At 71.9% G+C, this 12,351-nt stretch carries 15 protein-coding genes; 5 read left to right on the plus strand and 10 right to left on the minus strand.

Translation table 11 applies throughout. From position 1 onward, the window contains the following. Window positions 1-125: 125 nt before the first annotated feature. Entirely contained in the window at window positions 126-800 is a 675-nt protein-coding gene (aat, locus tag VFN12_RS05495) for a leucyl/phenylalanyl-tRNA--protein transferase (RefSeq protein ID WP_325117595.1), read from the plus strand. Between the two features lie 13 nt (window positions 801-813). Here aat and VFN12_RS05500 read toward each other — a convergent pair whose 3' ends face one another. Continuing rightward, the gene (locus VFN12_RS05500) at window positions 814-1,146 is read right to left on the minus strand and encodes a rhodanese-like domain-containing protein (RefSeq protein WP_325117596.1); all 333 of its coding nucleotides are present in this window, start codon (window positions 1,144-1,146) and stop codon (window positions 814-816) included. 10 nt (window positions 1,147-1,156) lie between these two features. Continuing rightward, the gene (locus tag VFN12_RS05505) at window positions 1,157-2,023 is read right to left on the minus strand and encodes an Fpg/Nei family DNA glycosylase (protein ID WP_325117597.1); all 867 of its coding nucleotides are present in this window, start codon (window positions 2,021-2,023) and stop codon (window positions 1,157-1,159) included. 73 nt (window positions 2,024-2,096) lie between these two features. On the opposite strand from VFN12_RS05505, the gene VFN12_RS05510 reads away from it, so the two are divergent. Next, complete coding sequence (locus tag VFN12_RS05510) at window positions 2,097-2,390, plus strand: hypothetical protein (protein WP_325117598.1); 294 nt, start codon at window positions 2,097-2,099, stop codon at window positions 2,388-2,390. A gap of 33 nt (window positions 2,391-2,423) precedes the next feature. Beyond that, complete coding sequence (locus VFN12_RS05515; protein WP_325117599.1) at window positions 2,424-3,638, plus strand: ATP-binding protein; 1,215 nt, start codon at window positions 2,424-2,426, stop codon at window positions 3,636-3,638. Between the two features lie 5 nt (window positions 3,639-3,643). Here the strand turns inward: VFN12_RS05515 and tsaA are convergent, their stop codons facing one another. Continuing rightward, entirely contained in the window at window positions 3,644-4,048 is a 405-nt protein-coding gene (gene tsaA / locus VFN12_RS05520) for a tRNA (N6-threonylcarbamoyladenosine(37)-N6)-methyltransferase TrmO (protein ID WP_325117600.1), read from the minus strand. Continuing rightward, window positions 4,048-4,620: a gamma carbonic anhydrase family protein gene (locus VFN12_RS05525; protein WP_325117601.1), complete on the minus strand. Its 573-nt coding sequence runs from the start codon at window positions 4,618-4,620 to the stop codon at window positions 4,048-4,050. Before VFN12_RS05525 ends, tsaA begins: the two co-directional genes overlap by 1 nt. A gap of 263 nt (window positions 4,621-4,883) precedes the next feature. On the opposite strand from VFN12_RS05525, the gene VFN12_RS05530 reads away from it, so the two are divergent. Continuing rightward, entirely contained in the window at window positions 4,884-5,663 is a 780-nt protein-coding gene (locus VFN12_RS05530; RefSeq protein WP_325117602.1) for a glycerophosphodiester phosphodiesterase, read from the plus strand. 10 nt (window positions 5,664-5,673) lie between these two features. Further along, window positions 5,674-6,600: a DUF5926 family protein gene (locus VFN12_RS05535; protein WP_325117603.1), complete on the plus strand. Its 927-nt coding sequence runs from the start codon at window positions 5,674-5,676 to the stop codon at window positions 6,598-6,600. Between the two features lie 141 nt (window positions 6,601-6,741). Here VFN12_RS05535 and VFN12_RS05540 read toward each other — a convergent pair whose 3' ends face one another. The 6 genes from VFN12_RS05540 to larC form a co-directional block, all read right to left on the minus strand. Further along, window positions 6,742-8,001 (minus strand): arginine deiminase, encoded by a 1,260-nt coding sequence (locus VFN12_RS05540; RefSeq protein ID WP_325117604.1) that lies wholly within the window; start codon window positions 7,999-8,001, stop codon window positions 6,742-6,744. Between the two features lie 21 nt (window positions 8,002-8,022). Further along, on the minus strand, window positions 8,023-9,153 hold the full coding sequence (locus VFN12_RS05545; protein ID WP_325117605.1) for an adenylate/guanylate cyclase domain-containing protein: 1,131 nt from the start codon (window positions 9,151-9,153) through the stop codon (window positions 8,023-8,025). Between the two features lies 1 nt (window position 9,154). After that, complete coding sequence (locus VFN12_RS05550; RefSeq protein ID WP_325117606.1) at window positions 9,155-9,520, minus strand: cyclic nucleotide-binding domain-containing protein; 366 nt, start codon at window positions 9,518-9,520, stop codon at window positions 9,155-9,157. A gap of 48 nt (window positions 9,521-9,568) precedes the next feature. Beyond that, entirely contained in the window at window positions 9,569-10,708 is a 1,140-nt protein-coding gene (locus tag VFN12_RS05555) for a GNAT family N-acetyltransferase (protein WP_325117607.1), read from the minus strand. Further along, window positions 10,705-11,310 (minus strand): TMEM165/GDT1 family protein, encoded by a 606-nt coding sequence (locus VFN12_RS05560; RefSeq protein WP_325117608.1) that lies wholly within the window; start codon window positions 11,308-11,310, stop codon window positions 10,705-10,707. The genes VFN12_RS05555 and VFN12_RS05560 overlap by 4 nt, the downstream gene beginning before the upstream one ends. Window positions 11,311-11,323: 13 nt before the next feature. After that, window positions 11,324-12,351, minus strand: a 1,028-nt coding sequence (gene larC, locus VFN12_RS05565; RefSeq protein ID WP_325117609.1) for a nickel pincer cofactor biosynthesis protein LarC, incomplete at its 5' end; no start/stop codon positions are given.

Consider the following 12,351-nt stretch of genomic DNA (forward strand, 5'->3'; position numbering starts at 1 on the left):
ACTCGCGGACGAACGTGGACGTGAGGTCGGGTGCGATCTCGGTGACGCGCGGAGCCAGTCGCCGTCCGATGTTGCCCATCATGCTCATGGCCCGATCCTACGGAGGGGGTCGCTACGGTCGTCGCGTGCCAGTCGAACCCGCCCCGACCCGGTGGTCCTTCCCGGCCCTCGACCAGGACGGCCCACCGGACGATCTGGTGGGTCTGGGTGCCGACCTCGAGGCCGGAACGCTCCTGAGTGCCTACCGGGCCGGCATCTTCCCGATGCCGGTCGGGGTGGCGGGGGAGCCGATGCACTGGTTCAGCCCGGTCCGCCGGGCGGTGCTGCCGCTGGACGGGATGCGGATATCCCGGTCGTTGCGGCGCTCGGTCCGCGACTTCGAGATCCGGGTGGACACGGCGTTCGAGGACGTCGTCGACGGGTGCGCCGACCTCGAGCGCGACAGCGGCTGGATCGATGCCGACATCCGGGCGGCCTACCTCCGGCTGCACGAGCTGGGCTGGGTCCACTCCGTCGAGGCCTGGCGCGGCGGTGAGCTGGCCGGCGGGCTGTACGGCGTGGCGATCGGCGGTCTCTTCGCGGGGGAGTCGATGTTCCACCGGGAGCGGGACGCGTCGAAGGTCGCCCTGGCCGGGCTGGTCGATCTCCTCTCCGACGAGCACGCCGACGCCCGCGTGCTCGACACCCAGTGGGTGACCCCGCACCTCGCCTCGCTGGGGGTGGTCGAGATCCCGCGCGCCGACTACCTCGCGAGGCTGCGAGCGGCCCTGCGGCTGCCCCTCCCGGCGGCGTTCGCGTGATGCCGGGCCCCGGTCACACGACGTGGGGAGGGCGCTCGGTCTCGCTCACCATCGGCCGGCCGGAGTCGGCCCACTCGACCATGCCGCCGCCCAGGTTGACCGCGTCGCGACCCTGCTGGTTGAGGTAGGCCACCGCCTGAGCGGACCGGCCGCCGACCTGGCAGACCACGAGCGTCCGACCGTCGGGCACCTCGTCCAGCCGCTGCACGAGCTCGGCGAGCGGGATGTGGACGGCACCGTCGATGTGCCCGTGCTGCCACTCGACGGGTTCCCTCACGTCGAGGATCGTGAGGTCGTCCGGCAGCGGGTCGGGCACTCCGGCCACCATGACCGTTGGAATCTCCATGGCGTTCCCCTCACTTCAACAGCTTTGACATCCGGCGGTCGGCCAAGGGCTTGCCGCCAGTCTGGCACGTCGGGCAGTACTGAAGACTCGAGTCGGCGAAGGACACCTCGCGGACGGTGTCGCCGCAGACCGGGCAGGGCTTGCCGGTCCGGCCATGGACGGCCAGGTGGGACTTCTTCTCGCCCTTCAGCTCGGCCGCGGCCAGGCCACGGGAGCGGTCGACGGCGTCGCCGAGCACGACCCGGATGGCGTCGTGGAGGACGTGGATCTCGTCGTCGGTCAGGCTGCTGGCCGGCTTGAAAGGCGACATCCGGGCGGCGTGCAGGATCTCGTCGGAGTAGGCGTTGCCGATACCGGCGATGGTGCCCTGGTGCCGCAGCACGCCCTTGACCTGGGACCGGCCCGCGTCGGCGAGGATCTGGCCGAACAGCTCGAGGGTGAAGTCGTCGGTGAGCGGGTCGGGCCCGAGGGAGGCGATGCCGGGCACGTCGGCCGGGTCGCGGACGACGTACATCGCCAGGCTCTTGCGGGTGCCGGCCTCGGTGATGTCGAGCCCGGACTGGTCGTCGAGGACCACGCGGACCGCCAGCGGGGACTTGTTGCTCGGTTTCGGCGGCAGGGTGGGCACCTCGTCGCGCCAGCGCACCCAGCCGGCACGGGCCAGGTGGAGGACGAGGTGCAGGCCCGAGGCGGAGAGGTCGAGGAACTTTCCGTGCCGCGTGACCCCGTCGACCAGGGTGCCTTCGAGCGCCTGCAGCGGCGGGTCGAACGTCTTGAGGGCGCTGAACGCGGCGACGTGGACCTTCACGATCGCGCGCTCGTCGAGCCGGCCCGCCAGGTCGAGGGCCAGCGCTTCCACCTCGGGCAGCTCGGGCACGCCGCTCAGTCTAGGACTGCTCCCGTGGCGGCAACCTCTACCGCGATCGGCTCCGCGGGCCCACAATGAGTCCGTGCCCTCGGTCCGGAAGCTGCCGAACACGGGGTCGGTCTTCCTCGACGCCCGCGGTGGCGACCGCGCGCTGCGGGCCACCTGGCACCAGGAGGCCGGGGTGGTCGTCCTCTCGCTCTGGCGCGACAACGTGTGCGCAGGCTCGTTCCGGCTGAGGATCGACGAGGTGCCGGAGCTCATCGACATGCTGCGCGCCGGGCTGGCCCGCGCGTACGACGCCGCCCGCAGCGCTCCGTCGGGGGACACGACGGAGCTGCCGGCGGTGGCCGGCGAGAATCGCCGGGCGCAAATCTAAGGAGGGACCTAGAGTCCCCGATACGGTCCGATCATGGACCCGATCCGCAACCCCTACGCCCCGGGCGCGGGCCAGCGACCCCCCGAGCTGGCGGGTCGCGATGTCGAGCTCGAGACCTTCGACGTCGTCCTCGAACGGATCGCCCGCGGCCGACCCGAGCGCAGCCTGGTCCTGACCGGCCTGCGTGGCGTCGGCAAGACCGTGCTGCTGAACGCGCTGCGCTCCGCCGCCGTACGCCGCGGCTGGGGGACCGGCAAGCTGGAGGCCCGCCCCGACCAACCCCTGCGCCGTCCACTGTCGAGCGCACTGCACCAGGCCGTTCGCGAGCTCTCCCACCCCAAGCCCGACGACGTCGACCACGTGCTCGGCGTGATCCGCGCCTTCGCCCAGCGCGAGGCCGGGGCCGACGCCAAGCTGCGCGAGCGGTGGAACCCGGGCATCGACGCCCCGCTGGTCAAGGGCCGCGCCGACTCCGGGGACATCGAGATCGATCTCGTCGAGCTGTTCACCGACCTCGGCGGCCTCGCTGCCGACGTGGGCAAGGGCGTCGCGGTGTTCATCGACGAGATGCAGGACCTGGGGCCCGACGACGTGTCCGCCCTGTGCGCGGCGTGTCACGAGATCAGCCAGTCGGGGCTCCCGCTGGTCGTGGTCGGGGCCGGGCTGCCGCACCTGCCCGCGGTGCTGTCGGCGAGCAAGTCCTACTCCGAGCGTCTCTTCCGCTACCAGCGGATCGACCGCCTCGCCCGCGAGGGCGCCGACCGGGCGCTGAGCGCGCCCGCCGCCGAGGAGGACGCGGACTACACCGAGGAGGCGCTGGCCGCGATGTACGCCGCCACCGGCGGCTACCCCTACTTCATCCAGGCCTACGGCAAGGTGGTCTGGGACCTCGCGCCGCGGTCCCCGATCACCGCCGAGGACGTCGCCGTGGCGGCCCCCGAGGCCGAGGGCGAGCTCGCGGTCGGCTTCTTCGGCAGCCGCTTCGAGCGGGCGACGCCGGGGGAGCGGGAGTATCTCCGGGCGATGGCCGATGCCGCCGTTGCGATCGCCGAGCGGTCGGCCGAGGAGCTCGACGACATCCAGAGCGTGCCGACCTCCGACGTGGCCGCCGGGCTCGGCAAGAAGCCGCAGTCGCTGTCGCCGGCGCGCGACTCGCTGCTGAAGAAGGGGCTGATCTACTCCGGCGAGCGCGGCCGGATCGCCTTCACGGTGCCCCATTTCGGGAGGTATCTCCGCGAGCACGCGTGAGAGGGCTACCGCTCGTCGGTGGGGCCGAGCACGGGCTTGATGTCCAGGACCGGGGTGCCGTCGATCGCCTCGAGTCCGCTCACGTCGAGGCGCCCCTCGCGGATGGCGGTGATGCGCACCCGGTGCAGGCCGATCGGGTTGGGGCGGTCGGGGGACCGGGTGGAGAAGACGCCGGTGAGCGGACGCGAGCCGTCGCCGCGCGGATGCACGGAGAGCACGCTGCGGTCCGCGCGGTGCAACCAGGTGAGCACGAGAACCGCGTCCTCCGGTCGCAGGTCGCGAGCAGCCTCCGCGAGCTCGGGATCGAGGGAGATCCAGGCGTCCGGTGCGCCCTCGTCGCCCTGTCGTGGCGCCTGGGAGGGATCGGTGAGTGGGGAGTGCACCGTGCCGATCCGGCGCAGGGCCTCCATCAGGGACGCTCCTCGCCGGGGTCCGGATCGGGCCCGAAGGCAGCGCACTGGCCGCGCATGATCTCGCGCATCGAGGTGCCTCGGGGCACGCCGTACACCGTGCCGGGGAAGTCGAGCGGCTCCTGCACTGCCCAGAGGTCGAAGTGGCGCTCGGGCGCGAACAGCTCGGCCGGGTCGCCGGCGGCGATCCACCCGATGGGCAGGACGGTCTTGGCGGGGAGCACGGAGTTGACGTGCAGGACGCTGTTGATGCGCAGCTCGCTGCCGGACCCGGCCCGCGAGCCGGGGAACATCGAAACGCCGGTGGCGATGAACACCTCGTCGTCGACCGTGGTGCCGTTGAGGTGGGTGTGAGGCCCGATCAGGACGGCGTCGCCCACCGTGAGCGGGTGGGATGCCCGGCCCCGGAGCAGCGCCTGCTCCATGACGAGGACGTGGGAGCCCAGCCTGATCGGGCCGAGGTCGCCGTTGAGCACCGCACCGTGCAGGACGCGTGACTCGGCGCCGATCGTGACGTCTCCGGTCACCACCGCCGAGGGTGCGATCCAGGCAGAGGGGTCGATGTGTCCCATGACCCGAGGGTAGGGAACTTTTCACCTCCAGCTCCTGTGGGTCGGTGAATCGGAGCTCTCCGGTCGGGTCGCCGGCGCGGCGGGATGCCCCGTGCTCGATCTGTGCTCGATCTGTGCTCGATCCGTGCTCGATCCGTGCGCGCCGTGAGTCCGCACCTGTGGTGCCTCGGCTGGGAGCAGGCCCTGATCGGGCGTGAGAGGGAACCGTGCCCTCATCGTCGTGGCGCCGGAGGACGACTCTCGCCTGGCGTCACAATGGAGGCATGAGGCCCCAGGTGGTCGCCCATCGGGGTGCCAGCCACGATCTCGCGGAGCACACGCTCGGGGCCTACCTGGCGGCGATGGAGGCCGGGGCCGAGGCCTTCGAGTGCGACGTACGCCTCACCGCCGACGGGCACCTCGTCTGCGTCCACGACCGCAACCTCTGGCGTACGGCGAGCAAGCGGAGTGCGATCTCCACGATGGAGCTCGCCGACCTCGACGCCCTCGACTTCGCGTCGTGGAAGAACCCGTGGGCCGACCTCGACGACGAGGCACCCGACCGCGACATCGAGCTCGGGCGGGTGCTCACGCTGCGCAAGCTGCTGGAGGTGGTGGCCGACCAGGACCGGCGGATCGAGCTGGCGATCGAGACCAAGCACCCCACCAGGTTCGGCGGGCTGGTCGAACGGCGGCTGGTCGAGCTGCTGCGGGACTTCGGGTGGGACCGCGCCGACTCGCCGGTCCGGGTGATGAGCTTCTCCTGGGCCGCCCTGCAGCGCGTGCAGCGGCTCGCCCCGGAGGTCGCCCTCGTGATGCTGATCGAGAAGGCCCACCACTGGCCGATGCTGCGCCAGGTCATCGGCGACGACTGGATGGTCGGACCGGGGATCAGGGAGCTGCACGACCATCCCGGACTCCGCAAGCACCTCCTCAAGAGCGGACGCGACATCCACGTCTGGGTGGTCAACACCGACCGGGACCTCCAGCTCTGCCTCGAGCTGGGGGCGAAGGCGGTCATCACGGACCGGCCGGCGTACATGCTCGAGCTGCTGAAGAGCTAGCCTCCGCACCATGGGAAAGCGCTCTCGCACCAAGGCCCGTGACCAGGCCCCCGCGGGGGAGGTCGGGCCTCGCCAGCCGTGCCCGTGCGGATCGGGCCGTCGCTACAAGGCCTGCCACGGCTCGGTCGACGGGCCGGCCGCGGTGTTCGTCAACCGCCCGTTCGAAGGGTTGCCCGGCGAGTGCGACATCGTCGCGATGCGCGAGCTCGTGCAGTCCGCGACCGCGCCACTGACCCTGGCCGGCGACGGGCGCACCGTGCGCCTCAGCACCCTGCTGCCGATGGCGGCGCCGGCGATGGTGCGCGAGGGCGGCGACATCTGGCTCGGCCTCCAGGTCCGACACAACTTCGGCGACCCGTCCCGCGACCTCGGCGCCGTCCTGGTCAGCGCCCTCGAGTCGGAACCCGGCATCGTCGGGCTCACCGACCCGCCGGGCGAGGGACCGCGCCTGCAGGACCTGGTGACGGGGACGACCCTCGAGGTGACCGTGCACCAGGGCTTCGAGCACTGGATCGACGACCAGGACGACCAGGCGGGCCTCGCCGCGGCCCTCGACCAGGCCAACGCGTCGGTCAACCCCACCGCCCGGCTCGGGTCGGTCCAGTCGGCGTACTGGACCGACGTCGGGCCCAAGGAGCATCTCCGCTGGGTGATGCCCGAGCCCGAGGACCGGCTCCTCGACGCGCTGGCCCGGCTGCACGCCGCGGGTCGCGACCGCCTCGTGCCCGACGGGCGGTTCGTGGGGATGTTCCGGGCGCACGGCCTGCTCACCCCTGTGTGGGACCTGCCGGTCGGCACCGGGTCGGAGGCGCTGGAGGAGCCGGCCGCGAAGTTCGCCGAGGACCTCGCCGAAGCACTCGCCGACGAGTCCGCGTTGACCGGCGACGAGCGGGCCGCCCGCTCCGGTCTGGCCAACCGTCAGGTCACCATCCGCTGAGCGGTTGCCGCGAGCGTGGCCAACGCCACGCCCGACCCGCCTTGTGTCCGGCTCGGGGCCCGGGTAGATTCCGCTGCGCCCGGTCGTTGTTGTGTCCCCCGTCAACAGCGGCCGGGTCTTCAATTTCCCGGACGGACGCGCCTAGTGCTCGTGCAGGGGGACCCGTGAGATCGGGCAGCTCATGCACCGCGGGCCGCCACGTCCGGACCCCAGCTCCGATCCTGCGATCCTGACCACCTCGATGCCGGCGTCCTCGAGCCGGTCGTTGGTCTCGTCGTTGCGCTCGTAGGCGACGGCCACGCGAGGTGCGATGGCCAGCGTGTTGTTGCCGTCGTCCCACTGCTCGCGCTCGGCGGTGACCGGGTCGAGCCCGGTGTCGATCTGGTGCAGGGTGTCGATCTCCATGGCCTTCGCCGCCGCGACCAGGAAGGGCTCGGCTTCCGCGACATCGAGGACCAGCTCGTGCGCTCCCGTCCCCCGCTCGGCGACGGTGACCGCGTGGGCCCTGAGGGAGTCGGCGACGTTGGGGTACATCACGATCTTGTCGACGTCGACCATCGTGCAGACCGTGTCGAGGTGCATGGTCGCCCGCTCCTGCGCGATGGGTACGGCGAGGACCGTCTGTGCCAGGCCCGCGTGGAAGACCTGGCGGGCAAGCCGCTCCACCCCGGCCGGCGTCGTCCGCTCGCCGACGCCGACGGCGATGACGCCGGGGGCGAGGAGCAGTACGTCGCCGCCCTCCACGTGCTCGTGGTGCCAGCCGTGGATCTTGCGGGTCCCCTGGAAGCGCGGGTGTGCGGTGTAGATCAGCTCGGTCAGCTGGGTCTCGCGCGAGCGGGCCGGCATGGCCAGCGAGGTGATCGCCACCCGGTCCTGGATCCACACGCTGGAGTCGCGCGTGAACAGAAGGTTGGGGAGGGGGTCGACCAGAAACTCGTCGTGCGCGAGCAGCGAGGTCACCAGGCCGAAGCCGCCTCGCACCTCGTCGTTGCGGATGCCCGCGGTGAGGTAGCCGGTCAGCTCCTCGGGCGACAGCTCCTGGAGGAAGCGGGCGAGGTAGCTGCGCATCGTGTCGCCGAGGTGGAGCCCGCCGAGCGCCGTGGTGATGGCGTGGTTGCGGGCCTGGTCCTGCCGGAGGGCCTCGGTCAGCAGGTCGGTCAGGTAGAGCACCTCGACGCCCCGCGAGCGCAGCGCCTCGGCGAACGCGTCGTGCTCCTCCTGGGCGCGGTGCACCCACGGGATCCCGTCGAAGAGGAGCTTGTCGTTGTTGCGTGGTGTGAGGCGCTTCAGCTCGTTGCCCGGGCGGTGCAGCATCACCGTCCGCAGTCGGCCGACCTCGCTGTCAGCCGCGTGCGCGTGGCCGGGCCCCCGCTGCGTGCCCGCCGGCTCCTGGGTCTCCATGGCACAAACTCTAGGGGGTTTTCAGCCACCCTTGCCCTGCGCACCCTTCGAACGACGCAGCAGCCACGGCTCCAGCCGGGAGTAGCCCTTCACCGACTTGCGGGGAAGGCGACGGAAGCGGTAGTCCCCGGCCTGCGTGTACGGGGAGATCTGGGCCAGCTCGTCGGCGGCCTTGTCGAGGATCCTCGACAGCCGGAGCGACTCGTCGGCGACCGGCAGCTCGGTCGTCTCGACCGAGTCCTCGGCGATCGGCCCCGACAGCTCCTCGTAGGCGCCGCGGTCGACCAGCACGCTGCCGGGTCGCGCCACCGACGTCAGCCGGGCGGCGATGTTGACCTGCGGCCCGTAGACGTCTCCCAGCCGGCTGACCACCTCGCCGTAGGCGATCCCGGCCCGCACGCGCGGGAACTTGTCCTCCTCGTCCTCGCCGCGCTCGGTCACGATCAGCGCGACCTCGGCCGCCGAGACCGGGTCGTCGGCGACGAACAGCACCTCGTCGCCGATGGTCTTGATCACCCGGCCGCCGAGGTCGACCACGGTGCGGGTCATCTCGTTCTCGAAGTGCTCCACCCACTCGACCAGCTCGGCGTCGGTGAGGGCCTTGCTCTGGCCGGTGTAGCCGACGATGTCGACGAAGCCGACCGCCATCGTGCTCGTCGTACCGGGGCCCTCCGATGCGAACTGCGAGAGCAGCCGACTGGCAGCACCCTCCAGGTGACGTCGCCAGATGTAGGCCTGCAGCTTCTCCACCCGGGGGAGCACCACGTCCATCAGCTCGGTCAGCCGGGCCTGCGGGTCCTCGTGCTCGATCGCCAGCTCGGCGAGGAGGCTGACCTGCCACTCGGCCAACCGGGCGAAGCTGCGACCCCAGGTCCGGACCAGGGCGGCCTCCGACTCAGGCGTCAGGATGCCGAGCGAGATCAGCTCCCGGGTCCGGGTCAGCGCCTTGAGGTCCTCCTTGGTGAACGCCACGTCGTCGTCGGCGGCGTGCGGGAACCCGAGCTGCTGCCACAGCTCCTCGGCGACGTCGATGGGTACGTCGGCCTTGTCGGCGACCTCCTTGCGGGTGAACACCCGCTTCGCCCCGAGCAGAGCGCGTTCGATCTCCTCGATCCGGCCCAGCGGATCGCCCTCGTCGCTGTGGCCGGCCAAGTCAGGAACCCAGGCGCTCCTGCGCTGCCCGGTCCAGCGCTTCCTTGAACGCGGGCACCTCGTCGCACAGCTGCCGCAGGCCCTCGCTGGTGAAGTGCAGCGCCTCGGCCTTGTCCAGCGTCACGATGGAGGCGCTGCGCAGCTTGTGGTCGACGATGCCCACCTCGCCGATGATCTCGCCGGGACCGAGCCGGGCGATCTCCTGGCCGTCCTTGCGCACCGACACCTCACCCGAGAGCAGGATGTAGGCCTTGTCGGACGGCGTCTTCTCCCAGATGGGGGACCAGTTGGCCGGCAGCGTGACGAAGGTCCCCGCATCCTTGATCCGCTGGACCTCGTCGTCGGTGAATCCTTCGAAGATGGGCATGCGGTGATCTTTCCGGACCCGGAGGGGGGTGTCCAGCGCGTCTCGCGATCAGGGCAGCTCGGCCGGCGGGCTGGACCACTCGTCGGCGAGGACGGCGTACTCGAGGGAGTCCGTCCACTCGCCCTTGGACCAGTAGTCCCGCCGCCTGCGGGCCTCGAGCCGCATCCCGAGACGCTCGCACAGGGCGGCAGACCGGTGGTTGCGGGCGTCCAGCTGGGCGGTGATCCGGTGGAAGCGGTAGTGGGCGAAGGCCAGGTCGATCAGGGCACGGGCCGCCTCGGTGGCGACCCCGCGGCCGGCCACCGCCGGATCGAGCACCCAGCCCACCTCGGCCTGGCTGTACGACGGCCCTTGCAGCATCAGGATCAGCTCGCCGACCATCCGCCCGTCCAGCTCGATGACCAGGGACAGGACCGGGGCCCTGCCCTCGCCGGCGTGCCGGCTGATCCGGCGCCGGATCTCCGCCTCGGACTGGCGCCGGTCGAGCGGCGGCGTCGGGAGGTACCGGGCGACCTCGGGGTCGGAGTAGTACGCGAACAGGGCTTCGGCGTCCTCGGGCACGGGGTGGCGGAGCACGAGGCGCTCGGTGCGCACCGGCAGCTGCGGCTCGACCGGGTCGAGGAAGAGCCGCCGGGGCTCGTCGATCCAGGTCTCGCGCGAGAGCGCGCCACCGAACCGGAGCCGGTCGTAGCCGGTCATCGGCAGCTCGAGGTCCTCGAGCCTGGACGTGGCCTCGCCGAGCGAGCCGCGTGCCGTCGTGTCGTGGGGGTCCCGCTCGAGCACCTCGACCGCCGCCCTGACCTGCGCCACGAGCGCGGTCTTGCGCCGGATGTTGAGCGGCGTGACCGACCGGAGGCAGACGTACTGCCCCGCGAGGTAGGCCGCCCACTCCTCGCGAGCGGCGGCCTGCTGGTCCCCGGGCCAGTGGTCGAGGAACCACGCCCCGAGCCGGTCGAGGCCCCCGGCCCACTCGACAGGGGCGAGGTGGTCACGCGGGACCATCGGCGTGCCGTCCGAGAGCAGGTACGACGGCAGGGGCAGCCGGCCCGCTGCCATCGCGTCGATCGTGGTGTCGGCACCGGGCACCTCGACGAAGTGGGCTCGGACGTAGCAGTCGTCCTCGGGCGACATCGGGTGGTCGCCGTTGACCTCGAGGAAGCGGTCGCGGACCCGATCGAGGGCCGTCACGACGCGAGCTCCCAGATCGTGAGCGCCGACATCAGCACGCACACGGCGGCCCCGACGTAGTGCAGCACCGAGAGTCGCACGTGGTTGAGCAGCACCCGGCCCACGATCACCGCCAGCCCCGACACCGTCAGGAGCGCCCCCCACGCGCCGACGAACACCGACACCGGGTCGTCGTACTTCGCCACCAGCGAGAGGGTGAGCAGCTGCGAGAGGTCGCCCCACTCGGCGGCGAACAGGACCAGGAAGCTGGTGGCGACGGCCCTGGCCGCACCGGCGGCGTCGGAGGAGACCTTGGCGGCGTACTCGCTCTCGGACTCCGCCTCGTCCTCGTCGGCCGACCCCGCGGTCCGCAGCAGGATCACCGCGCCGACCAGGAACATCAGCGCGGTGCCCACGTGGACCACGGTCTCGGGGAGCAGCCCGACCGCCTTGCCGAGCACGACGGCGACCGCGGTCTGGACGGCGAAGGCGAGGCCGACACCGATCCAGACCAGGAGCGGGCGGAACTTCGTCGAGAGCACCAGCGTCGCGATGAACGTCTTGTCGGGCAGCTCGACGACGAAGATCGCGCCGAAGGTCAGCGCGACGACCACCAGATCCATCAGCTCCGGCCCCTCAACCCAGGAGCTTCCGGCTGGCTGCGACCGCGTCGGCGAGCACGTCGGCGACCGGCCGCCCGACGGCGGTCGCGGCCTGGACCACGTCGTCGTACTCCGGCATGGCGTTGACGACCGCACCGTCGTGCCGGGCGAGCTTCACCGCGACGGTGTGGCCGTCGACCTCGACGGACGACATCTCCCGGTCGAGCGCGTGCTTGTCCATCCGCTGCTCGCGGACACCGATGGCGGAGGTCTCCCGGAACACCGTGGCCCGGACCGCTGCCACGCGCTCGGGCGGGACGAGCACGCTGAGCGTGTGGGCCGGTCGTCCCTTCTTCATCAGGATCGGGGCGAGCCAGGCGTCGGAGGCTCCGGCGTCCAGCAGGGCGGTGATGACCGACGGCCAGACGCGAGGGTCGAGGTCGTCGACGTTGGTCTCGATCAGGACTGCCGTGTCCTCGCGGGCTGAGTCGGGGGCAGTCCCGGCGAAGAGCCGCAGGACGTTGGCGTGACCCTCCGGGTCCCGGCTGCCCGCTCCCACGCCGACCTGCTCGGTCGTCATCGGGGGCTGTGGCCCCCAGCTGGTCGCGACCGTGGTGAGGATCGCGGCACCCGTGGGAGTGCACAGCTCCATGGCGGGGGCTCCCGCCGGCCCGGCGTACGACGGCACTCCGCGCAGCAGCTCGGCTACCGCCGGGGGCGGGACCGGCATCGTCCCGTGGGCGCCCTCGACCGTGCCCGACCCGACCGCGACCGGGCTGACCACCACCTCGCCGCCGAGGCGGGCGAACCCCGCGCTGGCGCAGACGACGTCCGCGATCGCGTCCAGTGCGCCGACCTCGTGGAAGGTCACGTCGTGCGGGTCGGAGCCGTGGACGGCGGCCTCGGCCTCGGCGAGCCGCTCGAAGACGCGAAACGCGAGGGACCGGACGTCCTCGTCGAGGCGGGAGCTCCTCAACAGGCCCCGGATGTCGCGCCAGGAGCGGTGCTGTCCCGACTCGCGCGCCCTGACGTGGCAGCGGGTGGCCGCGAAGCCGTTGCGGG

It is taken from the genome of Nocardioides sp. (assembly GCF_035703625.1).
Taxonomy (GTDB): Bacteria; Actinomycetota; Actinomycetes; order Propionibacteriales; family Nocardioidaceae; genus Nocardioides.